The following is a 24,022-nucleotide window of genomic DNA, read 5'->3' as shown; positions in this document are numbered from 1 at the left end:
TTATACTATCACTATTCTTTGTTTTTCCTATCTCCCTATGAATCCCGAACACTCGTCAAAAGTGCAAGCACGAGCATTTGCACTATTGCCACTTATTGTTTTTTTAGCCATCTTTTTAGGTAGTGGAATATATCATTCCGCAATCGGAACTGAGTTTGCTTTCTATCAAATTAAAGCACCAGTTGCTGCCTTACCTGCAATTATTATAGCCGTATTGCTTTATAGAGGTAAACTCAATGCTGGCATCGAAGCTTTCTTAAAGGGTGCAAGCCATCCTAATTTAATTCTCATGTTTATGGTTTTTATGCTTGCAGGGGCATTTGCAAGTACAAGTAGTGCCATTGGAAGCGTAGACGCAACCGTTCAATTCGGTTTATCTATTATTCCACCTGAATTTGTATTACCTATGCTTTTTCTCATTTCTGCATTTATTGCAACAGCTATGGGAACTTCAATGGGAACTATTGCCGCATGTGCTCCTATTGCATTTGGCTTTTCTCAAGCAACCGATATTAATGTCATTTATGCAATTGGTGCTGTCGTAGGCGGTGCAATGTTTGGTGATAATCTATCAATGATTTCAGATACTACAATTGCAGCAACAAGTAGCCAGAAGGTTCAATTGCGCGATAAATTTAAAGTCAATGTATGGATTGCTGTTCCAGCAGCGGTTGTTACTATTTTAATTTATATTTTTTCTAGTCATAGCTCTCAAACCATTCATTATAGCTATTATAATTTTTGGCTTATTTTGCCTTATGTTGCCGTTTTTATTTTAGCATTTTCTCGTTTACATGTTTTAGCTGTACTTTTTATTGGTGTTATTTTATCTGGTATTGTTGGATTAATTGAAAATACAAAATTTGATTTTTTACAATTAAATAATGCAATTTATGATGGCTTTACAAGCATGTTTGAAGTTGCTCTTCTTTCTATGTTTTTAGGTGGATTATCTGCCATTATGCAAAAAGAAGGTGGCTTAGAATGGCTCATTCAGCGCATTTATAGCTTAACGCGCTTATTCAAAGTTGGTACACAACGTGCTGGCGAGTTTGGGATCAGCTTTCTTGTCATTTTTTCAAACCTATTCGTTGCAAATAATACCGTTGCAATTATTTTATCAGGAGATATGGCACGTGAAGTTGCAAAAGAATATGGCGTTGATCCTAAACGTTCTGCAGCACTTTTAGATATCTTCTCTTGTGTCATTCAAGGGCTCATCCCTTATGGTGCACAATTATTACTTGCCTGTTCTATCGCTAAAATTTCACCAGTTGAATTAATCGGTAGCATTTACTATTGCTGGATTCTCGCGATTTTTGCTGTACTTGCGATTATTTTTAGACAACCCAAATTTAAATCAATTTAAACGCTATATTAAGGCGACCACATGAGGTCGCCATTACATAAAATAAAGAATCAAAATAACAATAATTTTCCTCTTAAGCTTAAAAACAAATATATTTATATCGATCACTTACCACTTTAAGTAGTCAATAAAGATAATGAATACATTGTCTTTATATGCTATATTTTTGCACAAATGATATCTGTTTTTTGTGATGTATTTCATGATTTTATATACAAAAAACACATATTAATGAACTCTTCTATTCAGATAAAAATTGATTCTTTTATGCTATTCAAATCCAAACTACGAGTGCATTTATATTTTATTATCGTAAATGCATTCATTGCTATGCTTATCGCATGCCGATACTTTGTTTATTTATCTGAATTCCCAACAGATATATTAGGCTTTAGTTTCTTAGTCAGTAGTGTTATTTCACATATGACATTATTGATGGTTCTTTTAGGTATTATATTAATTCCTTTTTTACTACTGCCGAATAAACTAAGCAGAGTAATTCAAGTCACGGTATTATCTTTAGCATTACTGATTTTATTTATTGATACTATTGTCTTTGCACAATATCGTTTCCATATCAGCTTGGTAATGCTTGAACTGGTTATGTCTGGTCAAGTTGTTAATTTTAGTTTTATGACTTGGTTTATGGCTATAGCGGGTATTGCAATTATATGGCTAGCTCAGTATTTCTTACTAGTCTATTTAGAAAAGAATGTTGATCGTATACAGCAATGGAAAATTGGTCCAAAATTTAGTGTGCTGGTTTTTATTTGCTTACTCATTTCCCACAGTATACATATTTGGGCTGTAGCAAATGTCTATCAACCTGTCACAGTGACTAAGAAATATCTACCATTGTTTTATCCAACAACAGCAAATGGAACAATGGAAAAATATGGATGGATTGATGCTGAAGCATTAGAAAAACAAAAATCATTATCTCTTAATAGTAAAAGTGATATCAACTATCCATTACAAACATTACAAACTCAACCTGTTGAAAAACCACTTAATATTGTATTTATTGTAATTGACTCTTGGCGTGCAGATACGTTTAATGCCGATACGTCACCCAATATGTGGAATTTTGCCCAATCAGGGAAAATTTTTAATAATCATATTTCTTCAGGAAATGCCACACGTACAGGTATTTTTGGATTATTTTATGGTATTCCTGGTACTTACTGGCATGCAATGCTTGCAAATCATAAAAGTCCCGTCTTTATTGATCGCTTACAGACACTTAATTATGATTTAGGCATTTTTGCAGCTGCAAAATTAACTAATCCAGAATTTCATCAAACAGTTTTCTCTAAAGTCCCAAATTTACGTGTAAGCTCTAAAGGCAATCTACCGTCTGAGTTGGACCAAGATTTAACAAAAGATTGGGTACAATGGTTCGATCATCGAAATAAATCTAAACCTTATTTTTCATTTATATTCTATGATGCACCACATGGATTCGATTTCCCAACAAACTATCCTCATCGTTATGAACCTATGGTTGATGAAGTCAACTATCTAAAACTAAATAATAATACTGACCGTAATCTCATTATGAATCGTTATAAAACCAGCGTTCATTTTGTTGATAGCCAAGTTAAAATTATTTTAGATAAACTAAAACAATCAGGTGACTTAGAAAATACCGTCATTATTATTACGGGTGATCATGGTCAAGAAATTAATGACAATATGAGCAATTTCTGGGGACATAACAGTAATTATACTGATCCTCAAATCAAAGTCCCATTTGCAATTATTGCACCTAAATTAAGTGAATCTCAAATCATGCAATGGAATAGTGATGCATTTACTAGCCATCAAGATATTGTTCCAACTCTTATGAAAAATTACTTAGGTGTAACAAATGATGTTAAAGACTACTCTGTAGGTGAAGATCTTTTAGGCAAACCAATACAACGTGATTGGTTATTGGCATCAAATTATAGTAGTTATGCGATTATTTCACCGCAATCTATTTTAGAAATTGGTGTTGTAGGTCAGTACGATATTCTAGATAAAAATAATCATCCAATGAAAGATGCTCAACCTGATCATAAAAGCTTACAAGAAGCGCTAGAGCAAATTAGTCGTTTTAATAAGTAAACTACATCTTAGTACAAAGGTTTTTAGAAACCTTTGTACTATTCCTTAAATTTATATTGTTCGAATAATCCATATTCATCTAACAACAATACGTTCAATTCTTCGTGCTGAATTTTACCACTAACTTTGACTTGCCATTGGTGTGTTTGATGATGCTTTAAATGTAACTTAATCCCTTCACTTCTATGCCAATTCAGATTTAAACTTAAATCAATTAATTTATCATCAGAATGAATATGCCAAATTTCGGGTTGTATTTGAGTAACATTCACTTTTGGTAAGGCATATAGTTGTCCATTGATCCACAAACAATTTTCATTAGAATCATCATGTTTCTTATTTGAAGTTAAATAAAGACCAATTCGATTTCCAGTGCGATCCCAATAGTTACTCGATAATGTGAACAAAGTTTCATTGGGGCTCAAAAACCCACAAGTATCACTCAATGCAGCAAAAGTTTTATCATTAAACTGAATTAACTCACCCTGTTTATCAATAAAATAGCCTTCGCAGTTTAAAGTCATTAGCTTTTGTGTATAAATCCATCCTGTTTCACCATAAGGTTTACATACACTTAATGGTTGTGTTCCAGCACAAAAAATACGTGCACTTAATTGAATTTCACCAAATTTAGTTACTTGAATATAACGTACACCATTAGCATGTTGAATTTGAATTTGATACGGAGAATTTTCAAAATAACTTTGATTAAATAAAGGTTGCTCATCTAACACTGTCTTGCGCGATAAAAGATTCACCGCATTCCAATTAAATACTTCCTTTTTATCATGATGATAAATATAAAAATATCCATAACTTGCCCAAACCATATCTGCAATTGCAAGTCCAATGGTAATATTTTCATGCTGTATAAAACAAAATTTATATTTTTTATACTGTAACCGTTTACGCCAACCTTTCAAAATATTGCCGTTAGCAACCCGATGTTCATAACGATCAATATTAATCATGCTTGGTACAATGCTGAATCGACCAAATCTAGGCTGACCATTTATCTGAATTAAATCCATTTACGCCATTCCATTCTTCAGCTAAAAAACCAACAATTCCACTTTCACTTAAATTATAGAAAAGTGAATTAAATTAAACTTAAAAATATAATACATTTATTCCGAAATATATATTATTTAATTCAATGGTTTGCTATTGACCGATCTTGATATAACAATTTTCCCAGACAGTTGGTACATAATCACTCTCTTCAAGCACAATATAACGTCCCGCAATACAATCAATTGCCAAACAATCATCTACATCAAGTATACGGTCTGTATGTTGCTTGCTCCATGCTTTATGAAAATGCTTTTTTCCAATTCGTTTAGCTTCGACTTCATTTAATGCAACAACTAAAATATAACGGTGTAATTCACCAAATAATTGAGAATCATATCCACCTAAATTAATTAAAAATAATTTTAAACTTTGCTCATTTGGCATTGAATGACTAAAGCTAATTCGATATTTTTTTTGTTCTGTTTCAACACCATTTACTTTCATCCATGAATCTATATGCAAACCTTTTTGCTCTCCAAACCAAGCTTGTTTGAGCTGAGGATAAATCTCCTCTAATGTATTTCCTATCGCAAAAACAACATCATGAACTTCCGTATTTGCTCGCGCATGATGACCACCTAACATGACTACAAACAAATCAGACATTGTGTAATTCCTTGCTACAAAACCTTTTACAGATCTCTTAAATCATACGCTTTCAGTATTAATATGTCGCTTTTATATTTTTATTACTAAGACTTCTTTTCTACTTTATTATTCAATATATCAATAAAAATCCCATACCTAAAATACTAGATACGGGATCTTTGCATCACTATAATATAGTTTACATTTCTACCATTTCCACGCCATCTATACGTGCAACAGTCATTAAATCTTTATCTCCACGACCAGATACAGTCGCAATCAGAATTTGATCTTTATCCATTGTTGGCGCAAGTTTAGAAACATATGCCATTGCATGAGAACTTTCTAGCGCAGGAATAATTCCTTCAATTTTCGTCAAATCACGGAAGCCTTGAAGTGCTTCTTGGTCATTAATTGGAACATATTTCACACGATCCATATCTTTTAGGAAACTGTGTTCTGGGCCTACGCCTGGATAATCCAAACCTGCGGAAATTGAATGAGTTTCAATAATCTGACCTTGTTCATCCGACATCAAATATGTACGGTTACCATGAAGTACGCCAACATGACCTGCATTTAATGGTGCAGAGTGCTTACCTGTTTCAATGCCATAGCCTGCTGCTTCAACACCATACATTTTCACATCTTGATCATTCAAGAATGGATAGAATAAGCCCATTGCATTTGAACCACCACCAACACAAGCCACTAAAGCATCAGGTAAACGACCTGTTTGTTCTTGAATTTGACGGCGTGCTTCACGACCAATAATTGATTGAAAATCACGAACCAATTGCGGATATGGATGTGGACCCGCAACAGTACCAATCACATAATAAGTTGAATCAACATTTGTTACCCAATCACGCATCGCTTCGTTCATGGCATCTTTTAATGTCTTCGAACCACTTTCTACTGGAACAACAGTCGCACCGAGTAAACGCATACGATAAACATTCATTGCTTGACGTTTTACATCTTCTGCACCCATAAACACAACACATTCAAGTCCTAAGCGTGCCGCAATAGTTGCTGTTGCTACACCATGTTGACCTGCACCTGTTTCTGCAATGATTCGTTTTTTACCCGAAAGTTTAGCAAGTAATGCTTGTCCAATCGTGTTATTTATTTTGTGAGATCCAGTGTGGTTTAAATCTTCACGTTTCAAATAAATTTGTGCACCACCTAACTCTTTCGACCATCGCTCAGCATGATATAAAGGACTTGGACGACCTACGTAAAAACTAAGGTCACGGTCGAATTCTGCCAGAAACTGTTCATCATTTTGCATGCGGAAATAGAGTTTTTCTAAATCTTCTAATGCCGCCATAAGTGTTTCTGACACAAAACGTCCGCCATGGATACCGAAATGCCCTTTCTCATCTGGGAACTGGGTATAGTCAATCACATTGTTTTGCTGATCCACGAAGGACTCCTTGCATAAAGCGTTCTATGAGTTGTTGGTCTTTAATACCTTTTGCGGATTCTACGCCTCCGCTAACATCCACTGCATATGCTCGTGTCGTTTGTATAGCGTCTTCAATATTTTCAGGTTTTAATCCACCTGCCAAAATTAAAGGGATATCCATTTTTGGGAACTGCATCCAATTAAAATGATGTCCAGTTCCCCCTTTAAGTTCAGGATGCCATGCATCCAATAATACTGCGCTTGCACCTGCTTGTTGATAGTTTTTTATAATTTTTATCAAATCCAGATCAAGCTTTACTTGAATTGCTTTATACCATCGTCGTCCAACTGCTTGGGCAATTTCTTTACATTGATCTGCAGTTTCATCCCCATGAAACTGTAAAATATCTAAAGGAACATCATTTAAAATATCTTGAATTTCACTCAAAGATGCATTCACAAATAAACCAACTGTTTGTACATAAGCAGGTACATACTGAATCAACAATTGTGCTTGTTCTTTATTCACACTGCGTGGACTAGGTGGGAAAAATACAAAACCAATTGCATCTGCTCCGGCTTGAACAACTGATTGAATATCCTGAACTCTTGTGATCCCACATATTTTGGTACGAGTACGCATGTTCTTTGCTCTAACTAATTCCGTGTTTCTTGCCATTCTGTCTGAAACTTAAGGCAAGTCATTGTAATGCAATTCACATGACTTGAGTAAAGTTCCATCGAAAAATTCTTTTTAGTGATTGTTTCACACTAGTTCAAACATTATACTTCGCGCAAATGCAATAAGTTCAAGCCTCATCGCTTTAGGGAAGTTGGTGAAAATCCGACACTGCCCCCGCAACGGTAAAATGAAAAGCTTATCTTTATAAATCTTAGATTTACACCACTGCAATTTTTTTGTGGGAAGGTGGATAAGTCAGTTACTTTAATATAACCACATTTAAGTCCGGATACCTGCTTATTGTTCCTGCCACTCAATCATTCACGGGGAGTGAATGTATGGAGCTAAAAATCATGTCCATCCCTTTCCAACCTACAGCACTTGTAGGTGCTATTGCTATTGCAATAAGCTATCCAACGGTTATTTTTGCTCAAGAAACAGTAAGTTCCTCAAATACTGTTAATGCAACTTTAGATACACTTGTAGTCACAGCAACGCGATCTGAAGAAAAAATTGAAAATATTCCTGCTCGAATTTCAATTATTGAACCACAAATCATTGAACAATCACCGATGGCCTCTCTACCTGAGTTACTCAAAAGCCAAGCTTCTGCAAATATTGTTCAACTTGGTGGCTACGGTCAACAAGCTTCAATTTTTTTACGTGGAACAAACTCTACACAGGCCTTAGTTCTGCAAGATGGTGTCCGTTTAAATACTGCCACAACTGGTGCAGCATCTATCCCATTTTTAGATACAACAGATATTAAGCAAATTGAAGTTTTAGAAGGTCCCGCTTCTGTTTTATATGGTACTGATGCAATTGGTGGCGTCATACAAATGATTACTAAGACACCTGAAAAAACAGGTGCATTTATTACAGGTGAAATTGGTGAAAATAAAACTTATAAATCTATTATTGGTGCTGATTTAGCAGAAGATGGTTTTTATGCACAAATCCGTGGTCAACGTTTAGAAACTGATGGAACTATACTAAAAGAAATTAAAAATGCACAAAAAGCAGCATTTGATCAAAAAGGTTACAGTGCTAAAGTTGGTGTTGAAAAAGAACAATATGCTGCTTCATTCGATTACAGTGAAAATAAAGGTAATACTGAATACGACAATTATGGAGCATTAGCTGATCAAGATTTTAAAAATAAAATTCTAAATTTAAAAGGACGAATTAATCTAGGATCTCAAGTTGAGTTAAATGCTCGTTTATCCCAATTTAAAGATGATTTAATTCAAAATCAAACAAACTATTTGGGGCAATATGATTATGTATTGAGTAAAACTCAAGAGGCTGATTTATATGCAAAGTGGAATATAACAGCCCAACAAAATATTTCATTCGGAACAACCTATCAAAATATTAAAGCTGATGCCTTATCTTATGGTAAAAAAATAGATAGTAGCATTGATTCTCAAGGTTATTATATTCAGCATCAATACAATAGTGATGGGATTCATACCCAAGTTGGATTACGTGTAGAAGACAATGAAGTTTATGGTACTCATACTATAGGTCAAGCTGCTATACGCTATCAAATTCTCCCTCTTACAAGTATTTATACGAATATTGGAACTGCCTTTCGTTCTCCTAATTTAAATGAATTATATAGTGCATCTGGCAACCCAAATCTTAAACCTGAAGAAAGTACATCCTACGAAATTGGTTTAGATCAAAAATTAAATTATGGTATCTCGACTGGGATTACGCTGTATCACAATGAAGTCAAAAATCTGATTGATGCAACGGGTTTAACAAACTACAAATTCCAAAATTTAGATAAAGCATCCTTTGAAGGAAGTGAGCTTTATCTTAAATGGTCTGGAGATCACCTTTATGCAAGCACAAGTTACAATTATGTCCGTGCTAAAGATAAAACAACCAATCAAGATCTCAGCCGTCGACCACGTCAAAAAGCAGCATTTACGATTGGTTGGGATGATACTAAATACGGTCTATCCACAACATTAACAGCACTTTCTTCTTCCGATAATAGTGCCTATGACTATATTATCATTCCAGGACATTTCAACATTGATATGAGTGGATATTACAATATAAATGACATGCTTAAATTGTTTGCAAATATCCAAAATATTGGTGATAGCCAATATCGTACAGGTTACGGCAGTGGCAGTTATTACATCAACGGTGGTCGTTTAGCATCTATAGGAATTACATTAAAATATTAATGTACAACAGATAAATTTAGAGGATAATGTTTTCAATACATTATCCTTTTTACAACGGTTTAATTCGAAATTTAAGGAATATTTATGGGGCATCGCTTAAGCAAAATTTATACACGCACAGGTGATTCTGGTACTACTGGTTTGGGTGATGGCTCACGTGTATCTAAAGATGATTTACGTATTCATGCTTTAGGTGATGTTGATGAACTCAATGCATCGATTGGCATTTTACGTGCTCAAATTACAGCAAGTACAATTGTAGACAAAGCATCTTGGGATAAGTCTTTAAGCTTAATTCAACACTGGTTATTCGATTTAGGTGGAGAAGTTTGTATTCCAAACTTTAATTTGGTTCAACCTATCGCAATTGAATATTTAGAAAATGACATTGATCGTTTGAATGAAGAACTTCCAATGTTAAAAGATTTTATTCTACCTTCTGGTTCATTAAGCTGTAGTTTTGCTCATCAAGCTCGTGCGATTTGTCGTCGTGCAGAACGAAGCTTAATGTCTGTACATGCTCGTGATCAAAATATTCAAGCACCATCTTTACAATTACTTAATCGTTTATCAGATTGGTTATTTGTTGCATCACGTGCTTTACAACGTGCAGAAGGCGGTACTGAAGTTCTTTGGCAAAAAAATATTAATGAAACAATTTAACAGCGTTATAAAACCATAATCATAAATAATACGTTGAGAACTCTATGAAAATTATTGGTCATCGTGGTGCTCGTGGTGAAGCACCTGAAAATACTTTAGGCGGATTTCAATATATTCATGATATTGGAATTCGTGCTGTCGAATTTGATATTAGACAACTTAAAGACCAAGCTTTAATTGTGATGCACGATGACCAATTTTTACGTACAACAGGACAAGATAAGTCTTTATATGAATGTACCGCTTGTGAATTAGATCATTACAACCAATCTTTTCATTGGTCAGATTGGTCAACACAAGAAAAAACCCCTCTTTTGACCGAAACACTCCATATTATTCAAAACTTTAATCATATTGAAGTCGAAGTTAAAGCCGTCACGAGTTTGAATGATGCTGAAAAAATTGTTGATGAATTACACCAACAACTTGTAGGTTTTGAAAATACTGCCATTATTACGAGTTTTGACACTAAAATTCATCACATTTTAAATCAAAAAAAATCCGTTTTTAAGCATGGACTTCTGATTGAAGAAGACATTCGCTTTAAAGCAATTGATCAAGCACTTGAATTAGGTTGTTGCCAAATTGGTTGGATGGATAGTTTGGCAAATGATAAAATTATTGAAGCAACACAAAATGCCAATTTAAATATCAGTATCTGGACTGTAAATAACACTGATCGTGCACAGTATCTTTATGATTTAGGAATTCAAGGTCTCATTACAGACTATCCTAAGCGTATGTTAAACTACTTTAAATCTAAAAATATTTCTTTCTAATTCAATAAGATTTTGCACAAAAATTTGTATATCGCTGAATTCATAATTTCAATGGAATAATGTCGATAAAACCAATCATTCATCCATATTATTTTCATACTTTTTGCAACAATACAACTGTACAATAATGTTAATGAAAGTATATTCAAACATGTTAATATGCTAAAAAATGATCGAGTTCATTTTTAAGTTTTTTTAAAATTATACCTCCCAAGGTGTATTAGGAGTATTGCTGGAGATGACCGCTCCCCTACCCAAAGCCCCATTCAACTGGGTTGCAATTTTTGCATTAGTCTTTTTACCTATTGTTGCAGTGATTGCAATTCCACTTTATGCCTATCATTACGATTTTAGCTTAGCCGCTTGGATCAGTATGTTTGTTTTATTAGGTGTAAGTAGCTTGGGAATTACTGCGGGTTACCATCGTTTATGGGCACACCGCGCTTTTGAAGCAACCTTACCATTAAAAATTATTTTGATGGTTATGGGAACTTTTGCTGTTCAAAATAGTATCTTGTACTGGGGCTCTGGTCACCGTACACATCACCGCCATGTTGATGATATTGAAAAAGATCCATATTCTATCAAAAATGGATTTTGGTATGCTCACATGGGATGGATGCTTCGCGACTATCCAGCAGCAGAACCTAATTATAAGAATGCGCCTGACTTATTAAATGATAAATTAGTAATGTTCCAACATAAATATTATGTACCAATGGTAATTGGTGTACATTCTGCAATTCTATTACCTATTGGTTGGGCTGTAGGCGACATGGGAGGGGTTCTATTATTAGGTGGTTTAATGCGCCTTATTTTAAGTCACCATGTAACATTCTTTATTAACTCTCTATGCCATATGTGGGGTAAACGCCCATATACAGATGAAAATACGGCACGTGACAATTTTGTCTTAGCAATTGCTACTTGGGGTGAGGGTTATCATAACTATCACCATATTTTCCAATATGACTATCGTAATGGCGTTAAATGGTGGCAATATGACCCAACAAAATGGCTCATTTGGACATGTTCAAAATTAGGTTTAGCGAAAAACTTACGCCGCATACCAAGCTTTAATATCAAAAAAGCAGAATTAGCCATGAAGTTTAAATATGCTGAACAAGATTTAGCGATTTATGGCTTAAATGTCACTGAAGATATTAGCAACGTTAAAACTCGAATTTCTCAAGAATATGATGCATTTACTCAAACATTAAATGATTGGGCTAAACTAAAAGAGCAAGAAATTCAGACAAAAAAAGCATCTGTTGCTGAAAAAATTCATCAAATGGATGACAAATTAAAAGTTGAGTTTCAATTGGTGGAACAACGATTATCACATCACCGTGAAACATTAAATTTATTACTCAGAAATGTGAAAAAAAATACAATTTCTGAATAAGAATATGAAAGCCTCCTAAAAGGAGGCTTTTTCATAGAATAAATATTAAAAAATATGGATAACAATCATGCAACTCAACAATATTCCATTTGGCATCACAAATTGGAAAGATATTCCTTCAGAAAAACATATGGGCGAACAGGGTTATGCACTTTGGCAAACACAAGTTTTTAATGATATTCGCGTAAGAATCGTTAGCTATTCAGCAGGCTACCTGGCAGACCATTGGTGTCATAAAGGACACATCTTATTCTGCTTGGAAGGTGAACTTGTTACAGAACTCGAAGATGGTCGAACATTTACATTAACTACAGGTATGAGCTATCAAGTCGCTGATGCTGCTGAAGCACATCGTTCCTCAACTTTATTAGGTGCAAAACTTTTTATTGTGGATTAATTCAGAACAATTGCATGCGTATTAAAATAACTTTGTTATATTAAAGGCAAACATCTGATTGATCTCTGCACTATGCAATTTAATGCTCGCTACCCATCTTTAAATCCTAAACTTTTTCATCATCAAGCACCAAAACCATTGATTGGTGCAAAAGCTGGACATTTTAATGCTGAACTAGCCAATCAACTCAATTGGTCAGATGAAGATAAAGTACAGTGGGTTGAAATTTGTAGTGGTCAAAAAATCTTTGAAGAGTTTGAACCATTAGCAATGGTTTATGCAGGACACCAATTTGGTCAATGGGCAGGACAATTAGGTGATGGTCGTGGTTTACTTATTGCTCAAATTTTAGATAAGAATCAGAAAACAATAGACCTTCATTTAAAAGGTGCAGGCTTAACACCCTACTCTCGTATGGGAGATGGCCGTGCAGTTTTACGTTCAGTAATACGTGAATATTTAGCAGGTCATGCTTTAAATGCGCTAGGTGTTCCATCAAGCAATGCTGTTGGTTTTACAACATCGACCCAAGGTGTACAAAGAGAAAAATTAGAATTAGGTGCAATGATGCTTAGAACATCAGACAGCCATATTCGCTTAGGTCATTTTGAATGGATTAATCAATATCAACCTGATTTATTAAAAGAATTTACTCAAAAGTGCATTGAATGGCATTATTCTGAATGTTTAGATACTGAACAACCTATCTTAGCTTTTGCAACCAAAGTCATTCAAAACACAGCGATTATGATTTCACATTGGCAATTAATTGGGTTTGCCCATGGTGTGATGAATACAGATAATTTAAATATTACAGGTTCAACTTTAGATTTTGGTCCTTATGGTTTTTTAGAACGTTTTCGTCCAAATTGGATTAACAATCACTCAGATCATCAAGGACGTTATACTTACCAACAACAGCCAAGTATTGGTCATTGGAACTTATGGATGTGGTTGAATAATTTAGTTCCGCTATGCCCTGAAAATATAGAAAAAGAAATATGGAAAGAACAATTGGCACAATGTTTAGAACATTTTGAGCCTACATTTTTAGAGCATTATCAACAAGGTCTAAAACAGAAAATGGGACTGCCAAGTTTCCATAAAGATAGCTTTGATTGTGCTATGGCTTTCTTACGTATTTTACAAACAGAACAATTAGACTATACGCAAAACTTTATTCGTCTACAAAATAAAGAATATGAGTTAATCAAAGATGACTGTTTAGACCATCGTCAATTTGAAAGCTTTTTAGCACAATATGAAAATATCCGTAAACACCAAGATACAGATGAACTTGATCAAATCATGCGAGCATCAAATCCTCATTATATTTTACGCAATCATATGGCTCAAAAAGCAATTGAATTAGCAGAACGAAATGATTTTTCAGAAGTAGAACGCTTATTTAAATTGCTTAGCCATCCCTTCCAAAAGCAGCCTGAACTTGAAAAGCCTGAAGATTTAGCCCCTTTACCAAGTGACCAACCTGAAATTATGGTGAGCTGTTCAAGCTAAATTATATTTTCTGACAATTCAGTTGTGGATAAATTAAGCTTTATCCACAACAATAGTAAAATATATTCAACTTTTCACAATTATCAAAATGAATAAAAAATCTCTCATTATTTTTCTTATCTTTATTATTTTACTCATATCAGGATATGTTTTATTCCAAAAATATAATCAATATTTACCCACGACTACTCTTAGCAATCAAAACGCTACATCCTCTACGCTCAATCAAAATAATGGCTTTCCAACACCTTTAACAGATGCAGCTATTCAAAATATTCGTACTGAAACTCCAATTCAATTAATTAAAGTTCATAAAAAACAACGTATCGTACAACTCATTCATGGAAAAGATCAGATTATTCGTGAATACCCAATGCGTTTAGGTTTTGACCCGATTGGACATAAAGTTAAAGAAGGTGATGGAAAAACACCTGAAGGACGTTACACCATTGACTGGCGAAATCCACAAAGCGCATTTTATAAATCACTACATATTTCCTATCCAAATCAAAAAGATAAAAATCATGCTCAACAACTGGGTGTATCTCCTGGCGGAGATATTATGATTCATGGTTCTGCAACAACAAAACAAGTAAATGCACTTTCCTCTCTAATGACTTATTTTCCAAGAGATGATTGGACTTGGGGATGTATTGCTGTACGTAATATTGATATAGATGAAATTTGGAAACTTGTTAATAATGGTATTCCTATTGAAATTGCTCCATAGAAATACACTATTTATTATGAAAATTGGCATTTAAAATAATGCCAATTTCCCCCTTAATTTCAATTATTGAAATTCATTATTCAAATGATCTAATTCAACAAAAATATCTTTTTGCAAAATTTGAGAACGTAATGCTAAATTTTTAAATTCAGCAGATGGATTTTTCATATCAAAATCTTCTTGATTCGATAGATCATGCATTTGTTCGGTTAGCATTAAATTTTCAATCATCTTAGTTCGAATAGCTTGAACTTCCGAGGTCTTAAGATTTAAATTCATCAAATCGAGTAAGCCTTTTTGTTGCATAACTTGGCTCTTTTCTAAAATTTTTTTAATTTTAGTTGTATCTTGATTGGCCAATACAATTTCAGATCTTAATTGTTCAGATTGAGAATTTAAATGATCTACTATTTTATTTAGTTGAGATAAATCTTCTTTAATCTCTTGTACATTTTGATTAGATAATTCATCTACTTTTGCTTGCCAATTTCCTGAAGATTGGCTAATTTCTTCGGACATACTTTCTGCTGTTTTTGTCTCAGTTGTTTGATTACTACATGCTGAAAGTAATAGAACAATAATACTTAAAGGTAATACAAGGTGTTTAAATGTTTTCATACTTATTTATCATCTCAAGAGTTTTACTTTATAAAAAGCGATAAAACAGAAAAGCTATACCCCGATAAAAACAATGCGAAAACTGTCTAATCTATAGACTTATATTAATTTTTTATGAAATATAGTCGATTTATAAACAAAAGTAAAATTCACGTATTAATCATCTCATTAACTCGTTTAAGAATAGAATATCAACTCAGCATTATTTTGCTTAAAAATATAAGATCATCTTCACTTCATATAAAGAATTACATTTTAAAATTTACCTATATCTGACTTCCGTTATAAGCTAAAAACCTATTTTCTATTAATTAAAATAAATGAATATCACAATTAAAATATTAAGCCCTCAGAATGTGAATGACTTTAAAAAGATTCGTCTGTCTGCCTTACTTCAGGCCCCTGAAATGTTTGGATCAACTTATACAACTGAAGTCACTCATCAAGATATTTATTTTAAAAATTGTTTATTAAATTCAATAGCATTTGCTGCTTATCATGATAAAGACATTATTGGTATCGCTGTATTGGTACGAGAGTCAGCAATCCGAATCGCTCATAAAGCACACTTAGCAAGTGTCTTTATAGAGCCTAAATTTCAACAAAAAGGGATTGCTCATATACTATTAAATACTGTAATTAAACATGCAAGAGCACAACGAATAGAACAAATATTACTGACTGTTGTTGAAGATAATATGATTGCTATTAACTTATATAAAAAGTTAGGTTTTCAAATTTATGGTACTGAAATTAATGCTCTTAAAGATCAAGACAAGTATACAAATGAAATATTGATGAAGCTTTTTTTAACTAAAAATTTATAGAAAGTTATATGTATAAGGATAATTAACATGCTCAACTTACATCATTTTGCAAAGCAACAAGCATCATCATTAACGGCAACTACATGTACACAACCGTTTATGCCCAATTGTGATGTATATAAAGTCTTTAATAAAATTTATCTTATGACTTTCAGCTTAAATCATCATCCAATTTTAAACTTAAAAACCACTCCGCAAGAAAGTGAAATGCTACGTGATACTTATCCATTTATTCATACTGGATATCATATGAACAAACAACACTGGATTTCTATTTACGAACATGAAGATTTAAGTGAAGATCTCTTAAAAGATCTAATCAACTCTTCCTATCAATTGGTAATTTTCAATCTAGCAAAAACCAAAAAACAACAGCTTCAAATACTACAATCTATAAAAAAATCCAGACAATAAAAAAGACCAATAAATTGGTCTTTTTGTATTTCTTAAATTCTAAAATTAATGTAAAACATTAATCTTCAGGATATTCAAAGCGATAACCTACACCATAAACAGCTTGAATCCACTCATGACGATTACCTGTTTCTGCTGCATCAGAAATTTTACGACGCAAGTTTTTAATATGACTATCAATTACACGGTCAGCAACATCAAAACTATCTGGATTAATATGATCTAGTAATTGCGCTCGAGAATAAACTTGACCGACATGCTCTAAAAATAACTCTAATAAACGAAATTCTGTCGGTGTTAGATTTAGTGCTTTTTGCTGATACCAAATACGCTGCTGTGCTTTATCCATACGGAATAAATCATTTGATTCAGGTTCTGCTTTACGCTCTAAACGACGTAGAACAGCTTGCACACGAGCAACTAGTTCTTTTGGACTAAATGGTTTACACACATAATCATCCGCCCCCATATTGAGTCCAAGTACACGATCAATTTCTTCAGTTCTAGCAGTCACCATAATAATTGGCACATCTGATTGTTCTCGAACTTTACGGCAAATAGTTAAACCATCCATCCGTGGGACCATTAAGTCTAGAATCATTAGACTTGGTTTACGTTGTAGAAAGCTATTATATGCTTCTTGCCCGTCGTGGAACATGCCCACTTCAAAACCCGCTGCTTCAAGATAATCACGAACAAGCTGTGCAAGTTCGATTTCATCTTCCACTAACAAAACATATTTCATGTATTTATTCCTTATTGTTTAATGTGCTTAGGAAAAGTTAATTTGCAACGTAAACCACCTAAAGGTGAATGCTCAAAACTTAACTTACCACCTAATGCTTCAGTAATTTTAACCGATAATGCCAAACCAAGCCCCGTACCGCCAGTTGCTCGTGTGCGAGAATCATCTACACGGTAAAAACGTTGACCTAGATTAACTAATTGTTCATCTGTTAAACCTAATGGACTATCATCAACATATACCGTCCATTCAGTAGTAGACTGTTCTGTATGAATATGAATCTGCCCACCTTCTTCGGTATAGCGAATACTATTTCCAATTAAATTCACCATAATTTGTTTAAAACGATCTATATCTAATAATAAGTTTGTATTGTCACCCTGTGCTGTAACGGTTAACTGAGCTTGTTCAAACTTAGGTTTGAAGTTATCTATTTCTTGTTCAATAACGGCCCAAGGATTAACCTCGGCAAAATAACATTTTAATTGCATCGCTTCGGCTTGAGCCAAATCTGCTAAATCCTGGGTTAGTTTTTTCAAACTCGTTACTTGACGTAGCATCGACTCAAAATGTTCTGGTGTTGGCTTACGAATACCATCTTGCATCGCTTCAATTTGAGCTTGTAGCACAGCCAAAGGAGTTTTTAATTCATGTGAAGTATCAGCAACCCATTGACGACGAGATGTTTCATGATGATCAAGAATGACAGCCAATTGATTTAACTCACAAGATAAATCTCCTAATTCATCATTGCGATTAATTTTCACCTGATATTCATAATTCCCTTTAGTTAACTCTCTTGTACCTCGTAGCAATCGTTGAATTGGAATTTTGAAGTAAGTCGCCAATAATGATGCTGCAATTAAACTCACCAAGAAGGTAAATGCGTACACTAAAAATAAATAACGTTTTTGATTACTAAAAAAATTAATACTTAATGCATCATCTTGATCTAAAACAGGTTTTAAACCTAAATATCCAACAACTTTTCCATCAACAGAAATTGGACGATACGATACTTGATCAGGAGATGGTTCACCCACAACAAACTGATGATTTACATCATATAGAGATAAACGAGAGCTTAAACCTAGACGATCAGGTATGGCAATATATTGTTTTTTACTTGGTTCATTCGTTAGGTTTGAATCTGTTTTTTTATCCGCTCGCACTAAATTTTGATTTGCACTTAACGGAAATATGAGTCCTTCGAATGGTTGAAATTCTGAAGGAATATTTTTACGAATTAATTCTATCTCTTCCTCATTCAAACCTTGTTTTATATCACTTTTATTCAAACTATCTGAATTCATTGCTGTAGTATGTTCTTCAAAATAACGCTGCTGCAAAGCAATATCATACTGACGTCTTAACCACCACCGAGACAAACGATCATAATCATCTGGTCCTGCCTCTCCCTCAATTTGTAAAATTTGAGCCTGAATTGCATTCCCCCAATCATGATGAACCGTATATACCTCTGCTAAGTTCGTCATAAGATGATCTAGCTTTTGCATTTCAACATCTGCAACATATTTAGCGAAGTTTTTTTGCATAGCCCAATGGAGTACACCTAAGCTCACCGTAGTAAGTAAAAGTGTAGTTAATAACACTGTCAAAAATAAGCGTAATGCAATAGGTACTCGAAAAACTTTCAAGGGATGTTCTCTATTTTTTCTCTACAATTATTATTGTAACGAACACTGTCTAAAAAAACTCTTCATTGTTTCTTCATCATTATTATTTATTCTTTAATCATTGAAAAATAAATTAATTTATCGAGGCAAATATAATGAACTTAGCAAAAATTTCAATTGCTACTGCAAGCCTAATCGCATTAGGTACACTGACAGCTTGTCAATCTACAAATAGTCCAAAAGAAAATGTATCTACTCAAAAAATGCATGGTAAATATGATCATGAACAACGTAAACATATGAAAAAAATGCATACTGAACAACGTGAAGGCATGAAAAAAATAAAAGCCGCATGTGATGGAAAAGCTGCAGGAACTGCAACACAAGTTCAAATTGGCGATAAAACAATTGAAGGTACATGTAACTTAGTATTTAAAGCTGATCGTAAAGATTTTAAAGATGCTCGTGCAGAATCTAAACCAATGCGTGGCGAACATAAGCCAATGCAGGGTGAAATGCGTGGAAAAATGGGGGCAATGCCTTCAGAGCCATTAACTGATGCTCAACGTGCAGAATTGACGAAAAAATTTGACCAACGTTTAGCACAACATCAAGCGAATCAAAACGCAATGGCTCAAGCATGTCAAGGACAAAAAGCTGGTACAACTATTCAGCTCAAAATGGGCGAACAAACTATAAATGGTAAATGTGAAGTACGTTTTCAACCCAATAAACCAATGATACCTGCTCCTATGCAAACCAAAGCAGCTTAACTAAGCAAAATTGAAGTAAAAAAGGTGCATTATTGCGCCTTTTTTTATGCCAATTCAATTTACGTTTTTTGACTATTTATATCACAAGAAAAAACATAAATTTATATACACTTTAAACAGTTACGATTTTCAAGATATTTTTTTTTGACTTTGCAGTCACTAAGAAATAGTAAAGAAAAGCTTGTACCTTCATATAAGATGTTGCACGATTATAACTATGTAAACCGTGTAATATAAAGCACGTAGAATTATTTCTTAGGATTATAAGGCTGGTTTAAAACCAGTATTGAGGAACAACGATATGCCACAATACAAAGCGCCCTTACGTGATATGCAATTTGTTTTGCATGAACTTTTGAATGTCGAAGAACATTATGGAAAATTACCTGCATTTCAAGAAAGCGTAGGTCGCGAATTGATTGATCAATATCTAGAAGCTGCAGCAAATTTCTGTGAAAAAGAACTTTCTCCTCTCAATCAAGTTGGCGACCGTGAAGGTTGTACTTGGAATGATGGTGTCGTAACAACACCTACAGGTTTTAAAGAAGCATATCAAAAATATATCGAATTAGGTTTCCCTTCTCTTTCTGCCGAAGAACAATACGGTGGTCAAGGTTTACCAAATTCATTAGGTACTGTTATTTCTGAAATGGTTGGCACAGCAAACTGGGCTTGGGGTATGTACCCTGGCTTATCTCACGGTGCTGTACGTACTTTAGAGCATCATGGTTCTAAAGAACAGAAAGAGACTTATTTACCAAAACTCGTTTCAGGTGAATGGACAGGTACCATGTGCTTAACTGAATCTCAAGCAGGTTCAGATCTTGGTATTATTCGTACTAAAGCAGAACCACAAGCAGATGGTAGCTATGCTATTACGGGTGAGAAAATCTTTATTTCTGCTGGTGAACACGATATGGCAGAAAATATTGTACATATTGTTCTTGCTCGTTTACCTGGTGCACCAAAAGGAACTAAAGGTATTTCATTATTCATTGTTCCAAAATTCAATGTAAATACTGATGGCTCTTTAGGTGAACGTAATGCTGTTCGTTGTGGTTCAATCGAACATAAAATGGGAATCCATGGTAATGCCACTTGTGTCATTAATTTTGACAATGCAAAGGGTTTCCTTATTGGTCCTGAAAACCGTGGCTTAAACTGCATGTTCACATTTATGAACACTGCACGTATTGGTACAGCTGTACAAGGTCTTTCTGCCTCTGAAGCCTCTTTCCAAGGTGCATTAACATATGCGAAAGATCGTTTAGCAATGCGTTCTTTATCTGGGCCAAAAGCACCTGAAAAAGAAGCCGATCCAATTATTGTCCATCCTGCTGTTCGTAATATGCTTCTTACTCAAAAAGCATTTGCAGAAGGCGGACGTTCACTTGTTTATTTACTTACTTTATATGCTGATGTTGTTGAAAATGCAGCGACTGAAGAAGAACGTAAGTTTGCAGATAATATTCTTTCATTCTTAACACCAATTGCAAAAGCATTCTTAACTGAAACTGGTTATGAATCTGCTAATCACGGCGTACAAGTATTTGGTGGTCATGGTTTCATCTCTGAACATGGCATGGAGCAAATCGTTCGTGATACACGTATTGCTTGCTTATATGAAGGTACAACTGAGATTCAAGCACTTGACTTATTAGGTCGTAAAGTTCTTGGAACCCAAGGTGCGATGCTTAAAGACTTCACTAAAATTATTTATAAATTTACTGAAGCAAATAAAGACAATGCAGCTTTACAAGAATTCATTGAACCACTTGCCGCTCTAAATAAAGAATGGGGCGACTTAACCATGCAAATTGGTATGCGTGCAATGAAAAACCCTGAAGAAGTAGGTGCAGCAGCAGTTGATTACCTGTACTTCTCTGGCTATGTAACTCTTGCTTACTTATGGGCACGTATGGCACTTGTTGCACAAGAACAACTTGCATCAGGTTCGACAGAAGTAGATTTCTATAATGCAAAAGTAACAACTGCACGTTTCTACTTTAAAAAGATTCTTCCACGTGTACGCTCACACGTAGAAGTCATTGCTACAGGTGTTGACCCACTTATGACTTTAGATGCTGAACATTTTGCATTCTAAAACTGGCAATTTAAAATGATGTAACGAAGAGGATGGTCAATGATTTGACCATCCTTTTTCTTTATAAAAGAGATATAAAATTAAACCTTTAGTCGTCTAACATTCTTATATTTTTTCTATTAGACTGATTAAATCCATACGAAACAAACAATAAACGGGTGACAACACATGCCAATATATAATGCGCCTCTAGCAGACATGAAATTCATTTTAAATGATGTTTTTCAAGCAGAAAAATTCTGGCAAAAGAATGAAAATCTAGCTCATCTTGATGCTGCAACAGCAGAAGCAATTTTAGAAGAAATGGCTAAATTTTCTCAAAATGTGACTCTTCCTCTTAATCGTACTGGAGATGAAGAAGGAGCAAAATATGACAATGGAACTGTCACTACACCTGCTGGTTTTAAAGCTGCATTTCAACAATATGCTGAAGGAGGTTGGATTGGTTTAGGCGCTGACGCAGAATGGGGTGGTCAGGAAATGCCTAAAATGCTGACCGTCCTTTCTGATGAAATGCTTTTTGCAACAAATCCATCTTTTATGCTTTACCCTCTGCTTTCTGTTGGTGCAGGTATGGCATTAAATAGCTATGCATCTCAAGAGCAAAAAGAAACCTATTTACCTAAAATTTATACAGGTGAATGGGCTGGTACTATGTGCTTAACAGAGCCACATGCAGGTACAGATTTAGGTATTATTAAAACTAAAGCTGAACCAAATAATGATGGTTCATACAATATTACTGGTACAAAAATCTTTATTACTGGTGGTGATCATGATCTTACTGAAAATATCATTCATCTTGTATTAGCAAAAACACCAAATGCACCCGCAGGTTCACGTGGTATTTCACTCTTTATTGTGCCTAAATTTTTAGTCAATGAAGATGGTTCATTAGGTGAGCGTAATCCTGTAAACCCAGGTTCAATTGAACATAAAATGGGAATTAAAGCCTCTGCAACATGTGTCATGAATTTTGATGCGGCAAAAGGCTTCCTTGTTGGCAAAGAAAATGAAGGACTTGCTGCTATGTTTGTCATGATGAACTATGAACGTTTATCAATGGGAATTCAGGGGTTAGGTGCATCAGAATTTGCTTATCAAAATGCTGCTCAATACGCAACTGATCGAATTCAAGGTCGTAGCGTAACAGGAGCAAAATCACCAGACAAAGTCGCCGATAGCATTTTAGTTCATGGTGATGTACGTCGTATGTTACTCAATGCACGTGCAAACAATGAAGCATCTCGTGCATTTGCTGTATATGTAGGTCAACAACTCGATATTACAAAGTTCTCAACAGATCCTGAAGCGATAAAAGCTGCGAATAATCGTGTGGCATTACTCACACCAATTGCAAAGGCTTATTTAACAGATACTGCATTCCAAGCAGTTTTAGATGCTCAAATGTGCTTTGGTGGACATGGTTATATTCGTGAATGGGGAATGGAACAATGTATACGTGACTTACGTATCGCACAAATTTATGAAGGAACTAATGGTGTTCAATCCCAAGATTTAATTGGTCGTAAAACCATTAAATGTGAAGGTGAATTCCTCGCGGAATATATTTCTGAAATTCGTGACTTTACTAATAGTTTAGATGCCGAACTTAACTTTATAAAAGATGCGACATTAGATGCAGCAACCGAAGTTGAATCTGTTACTAAATACATTTTAGAAGCAACTCAAGAAAATCCTGAATTTCCAAATTCTGCTGCTGTAGATTATTTACATGTAGTTGGTTTACTCAGTTTTGCATACATGTTTGCTCGTATTGCAAATGCAGCAAAAGAGAAAGAAGGCGATTTCTATCAAAACAAAATTGCACTAGCTGGATATTTTGTACAGCGTATTTTGCCTGAATTGTCAGTACGCATCACCAAAGTTAAAGCTGGTTCTGAAGTAATTATGAGTTTTTCTGAAGACTATTTTACTCATCAATCTTAAAGATAATGAAATAAAAAACGCCTGT

21 protein-coding genes and 1 riboswitch are annotated in these 24,022 nt (G+C 34.4%); of the genes, 14 read left to right on the top strand and 7 right to left on the bottom strand.

From position 1 onward, the window contains the following. Positions 1-37 precede the first annotated feature (37 nt). Complete coding sequence (locus AOY20_RS06640; RefSeq protein ID WP_054581136.1) at positions 38-1,369, top strand: Na+/H+ antiporter NhaC family protein; 1,332 nt, start codon at positions 38-40, stop codon at positions 1,367-1,369. 267 nt (positions 1,370-1,636) lie between these two features. Beyond that, positions 1,637-3,478, top strand: a complete 1,842-nt coding sequence (locus AOY20_RS06635) for a DUF3413 domain-containing protein (RefSeq protein WP_054581135.1) — start codon at positions 1,637-1,639, stop codon at positions 3,476-3,478. 38 nt (positions 3,479-3,516) lie between these two features. Here the strand turns inward: AOY20_RS06635 and AOY20_RS06630 are convergent, their stop codons facing one another. The 4 genes from AOY20_RS06630 to AOY20_RS06615 all read right to left on the bottom strand — a co-directional run bounded on the left by AOY20_RS06630 (position 3,517) and on the right by AOY20_RS06615 (position 7,194). After that, a complete protein-coding gene (locus AOY20_RS06630; RefSeq protein WP_054581134.1) occupies positions 3,517-4,509 on the bottom strand; it encodes a DUF2804 family protein in 993 nt (330 codons plus the stop codon). Positions 4,510-4,642: 133 nt separating this feature from the next. Further along, complete coding sequence (locus AOY20_RS06625; RefSeq protein WP_054581133.1) at positions 4,643-5,158, bottom strand: DUF1543 domain-containing protein; 516 nt, start codon at positions 5,156-5,158, stop codon at positions 4,643-4,645. Positions 5,159-5,339: 181 nt separating this feature from the next. Then, positions 5,340-6,569: a tryptophan synthase subunit beta gene (gene trpB, locus AOY20_RS06620; RefSeq protein ID WP_054581132.1), complete on the bottom strand. Its 1,230-nt coding sequence runs from the start codon at positions 6,567-6,569 to the stop codon at positions 5,340-5,342. After that, positions 6,544-7,194: a phosphoribosylanthranilate isomerase gene (locus tag AOY20_RS06615; protein ID WP_054581131.1), complete on the bottom strand. Its 651-nt coding sequence runs from the start codon at positions 7,192-7,194 to the stop codon at positions 6,544-6,546. The genes trpB and AOY20_RS06615 overlap by 26 nt, the downstream gene beginning before the upstream one ends. Positions 7,195-7,339: 145 nt before the next feature. Continuing rightward, a riboswitch (cobalamin riboswitch) is annotated at positions 7,340-7,548 on the top strand. Between the two features lie 38 nt (positions 7,549-7,586). Between AOY20_RS06615 and AOY20_RS06610 the strand changes: the two genes are divergently transcribed. From AOY20_RS06610 to AOY20_RS06580, 7 genes are all read left to right on the top strand, one after another. Next, a complete protein-coding gene (locus AOY20_RS06610; protein WP_054581130.1) occupies positions 7,587-9,437 on the top strand; it encodes a TonB-dependent receptor plug domain-containing protein in 1,851 nt (616 codons plus the stop codon). An 84-nt stretch (positions 9,438-9,521) separates the two neighbouring features. After that, positions 9,522-10,100: a cob(I)yrinic acid a,c-diamide adenosyltransferase gene (locus tag AOY20_RS06605; protein ID WP_054581129.1), complete on the top strand. Its 579-nt coding sequence runs from the start codon at positions 9,522-9,524 to the stop codon at positions 10,098-10,100. 44 nt (positions 10,101-10,144) lie between these two features. Continuing rightward, entirely contained in the window at positions 10,145-10,879 is a 735-nt protein-coding gene (locus tag AOY20_RS06600; protein WP_054581128.1) for a glycerophosphodiester phosphodiesterase, read from the top strand. 238 nt (positions 10,880-11,117) lie between these two features. Next, the gene (locus tag AOY20_RS06595) at positions 11,118-12,284 is read left to right on the top strand and encodes an acyl-CoA desaturase (RefSeq protein ID WP_054581127.1); all 1,167 of its coding nucleotides are present in this window, start codon (positions 11,118-11,120) and stop codon (positions 12,282-12,284) included. Positions 12,285-12,351: 67 nt separating this feature from the next. Next, positions 12,352-12,681 carry a DHCW motif cupin fold protein gene (locus tag AOY20_RS06590; protein WP_054581126.1) on the top strand — a complete coding sequence of 110 codons (330 nt, stop codon included), beginning with the start codon at positions 12,352-12,354 and terminating at the stop codon, positions 12,679-12,681. 72 nt (positions 12,682-12,753) lie between these two features. Then, the gene (locus AOY20_RS06585) at positions 12,754-14,199 is read left to right on the top strand and encodes a protein adenylyltransferase SelO (RefSeq protein ID WP_054581125.1); all 1,446 of its coding nucleotides are present in this window, start codon (positions 12,754-12,756) and stop codon (positions 14,197-14,199) included. A gap of 88 nt (positions 14,200-14,287) precedes the next feature. Then, entirely contained in the window at positions 14,288-14,929 is a 642-nt protein-coding gene (locus tag AOY20_RS06580) for a L,D-transpeptidase family protein (RefSeq protein ID WP_054581124.1), read from the top strand. A gap of 63 nt (positions 14,930-14,992) precedes the next feature. Here AOY20_RS06580 and AOY20_RS06575 read toward each other — a convergent pair whose 3' ends face one another. After that, positions 14,993-15,547: a hypothetical protein gene (locus AOY20_RS06575; protein WP_054581123.1), complete on the bottom strand. Its 555-nt coding sequence runs from the start codon at positions 15,545-15,547 to the stop codon at positions 14,993-14,995. 320 nt (positions 15,548-15,867) lie between these two features. On the opposite strand from AOY20_RS06575, the gene AOY20_RS06570 reads away from it, so the two are divergent. Together AOY20_RS06570 and AOY20_RS06565 are read left to right on the top strand one after the other, a co-directional pair. Beyond that, a complete protein-coding gene (locus tag AOY20_RS06570) occupies positions 15,868-16,374 on the top strand; it encodes a GNAT family N-acetyltransferase (RefSeq protein WP_054581122.1) in 507 nt (168 codons plus the stop codon). Positions 16,375-16,401: 27 nt separating this feature from the next. Next, the gene (locus tag AOY20_RS06565; protein ID WP_054581121.1) at positions 16,402-16,788 is read left to right on the top strand and encodes an MmcQ/YjbR family DNA-binding protein; all 387 of its coding nucleotides are present in this window, start codon (positions 16,402-16,404) and stop codon (positions 16,786-16,788) included. Positions 16,789-16,846: 58 nt separating this feature from the next. Here the strand turns inward: AOY20_RS06565 and AOY20_RS06560 are convergent, their stop codons facing one another. Next, positions 16,847-17,533, bottom strand: a complete 687-nt coding sequence (locus tag AOY20_RS06560; protein WP_054581120.1) for a response regulator — start codon at positions 17,531-17,533, stop codon at positions 16,847-16,849. Between the two features lie 11 nt (positions 17,534-17,544). Next, positions 17,545-19,191 carry a sensor histidine kinase efflux regulator BaeS gene (baeS, locus tag AOY20_RS06555; protein ID WP_054581119.1) on the bottom strand — a complete coding sequence of 549 codons (1,647 nt, stop codon included), beginning with the start codon at positions 19,189-19,191 and terminating at the stop codon, positions 17,545-17,547. A gap of 131 nt (positions 19,192-19,322) precedes the next feature. On the opposite strand from baeS, the gene AOY20_RS06550 reads away from it, so the two are divergent. The 3 genes from AOY20_RS06550 to AOY20_RS06540 all read left to right on the top strand — a co-directional run bounded on the left by AOY20_RS06550 (position 19,323) and on the right by AOY20_RS06540 (position 23,997). After that, positions 19,323-19,943, top strand: a complete 621-nt coding sequence (locus AOY20_RS06550; RefSeq protein ID WP_054581118.1) for a hypothetical protein — start codon at positions 19,323-19,325, stop codon at positions 19,941-19,943. A 301-nt stretch (positions 19,944-20,244) separates the two neighbouring features. Next, on the top strand, positions 20,245-22,047 hold the full coding sequence (locus AOY20_RS06545; protein ID WP_054581117.1) for an acyl-CoA dehydrogenase C-terminal domain-containing protein: 1,803 nt from the start codon (positions 20,245-20,247) through the stop codon (positions 22,045-22,047). Positions 22,048-22,215: 168 nt separating this feature from the next. Then, positions 22,216-23,997 carry an acyl-CoA dehydrogenase C-terminal domain-containing protein gene (locus tag AOY20_RS06540; protein WP_054581116.1) on the top strand — a complete coding sequence of 594 codons (1,782 nt, stop codon included), beginning with the start codon at positions 22,216-22,218 and terminating at the stop codon, positions 23,995-23,997. Positions 23,998-24,022 lie beyond the last annotated feature (25 nt).

Origin of the sequence: Acinetobacter equi (genome assembly GCF_001307195.1) — a bacterium.
Classification (GTDB): Bacteria; Pseudomonadota; Gammaproteobacteria; order Pseudomonadales; family Moraxellaceae; genus Acinetobacter; species Acinetobacter equi.
This window is presented reverse-complemented; position numbering and strand designations above follow the sequence as displayed.

What these genes read in the sequence shown, in the direction of transcription:
- AOY20_RS06565 (WP_054581121.1), top strand. Translation starts at nt 16,402, where the DNA reads ATGCTCAACTTACATCATTTTGCAAAGCAACAAGCATCATCATTAACG.
- AOY20_RS06630 (WP_054581134.1), bottom strand. Translation starts at nt 4,509, where the DNA reads ATGGATTTAATTCAGATAAATGGTCAGCCTAGATTTGGTCGATTCAGC.
- AOY20_RS06575 (WP_054581123.1), bottom strand. Translation starts at nt 15,547, where the DNA reads ATGAAAACATTTAAACACCTTGTATTACCTTTAAGTATTATTGTTCTA.
- AOY20_RS06540 (WP_054581116.1), top strand. Translation starts at nt 22,216, where the DNA reads ATGCCAATATATAATGCGCCTCTAGCAGACATGAAATTCATTTTAAAT.
- AOY20_RS06545 (WP_054581117.1), top strand. Translation starts at nt 20,245, where the DNA reads ATGCCACAATACAAAGCGCCCTTACGTGATATGCAATTTGTTTTGCAT.
- AOY20_RS06600 (WP_054581128.1), top strand. Translation starts at nt 10,145, where the DNA reads ATGAAAATTATTGGTCATCGTGGTGCTCGTGGTGAAGCACCTGAAAAT.
- AOY20_RS06605 (WP_054581129.1), top strand. Translation starts at nt 9,522, where the DNA reads ATGGGGCATCGCTTAAGCAAAATTTATACACGCACAGGTGATTCTGGT.
- AOY20_RS06640 (WP_054581136.1), top strand. Translation starts at nt 38, where the DNA reads ATGAATCCCGAACACTCGTCAAAAGTGCAAGCACGAGCATTTGCACTA.
- AOY20_RS06560 (WP_054581120.1), bottom strand. Translation starts at nt 17,533, where the DNA reads ATGAAATATGTTTTGTTAGTGGAAGATGAAATCGAACTTGCACAGCTT.
- AOY20_RS06635 (WP_054581135.1), top strand. Translation starts at nt 1,637, where the DNA reads ATGCTATTCAAATCCAAACTACGAGTGCATTTATATTTTATTATCGTA.
- AOY20_RS06610 (WP_054581130.1), top strand. Translation starts at nt 7,587, where the DNA reads ATGTCCATCCCTTTCCAACCTACAGCACTTGTAGGTGCTATTGCTATT.
- AOY20_RS06585 (WP_054581125.1), top strand. Translation starts at nt 12,754, where the DNA reads ATGCAATTTAATGCTCGCTACCCATCTTTAAATCCTAAACTTTTTCAT.
- AOY20_RS06625 (WP_054581133.1), bottom strand. Translation starts at nt 5,158, where the DNA reads ATGTCTGATTTGTTTGTAGTCATGTTAGGTGGTCATCATGCGCGAGCA.
- AOY20_RS06570 (WP_054581122.1), top strand. Translation starts at nt 15,868, where the DNA reads ATGAATATCACAATTAAAATATTAAGCCCTCAGAATGTGAATGACTTT.
- AOY20_RS06590 (WP_054581126.1), top strand. Translation starts at nt 12,352, where the DNA reads ATGCAACTCAACAATATTCCATTTGGCATCACAAATTGGAAAGATATT.
- AOY20_RS06595 (WP_054581127.1), top strand. Translation starts at nt 11,118, where the DNA reads ATGACCGCTCCCCTACCCAAAGCCCCATTCAACTGGGTTGCAATTTTT.
- AOY20_RS06615 (WP_054581131.1), bottom strand. Translation starts at nt 7,194, where the DNA reads ATGCGTACTCGTACCAAAATATGTGGGATCACAAGAGTTCAGGATATT.
- AOY20_RS06580 (WP_054581124.1), top strand. Translation starts at nt 14,288, where the DNA reads ATGAATAAAAAATCTCTCATTATTTTTCTTATCTTTATTATTTTACTC.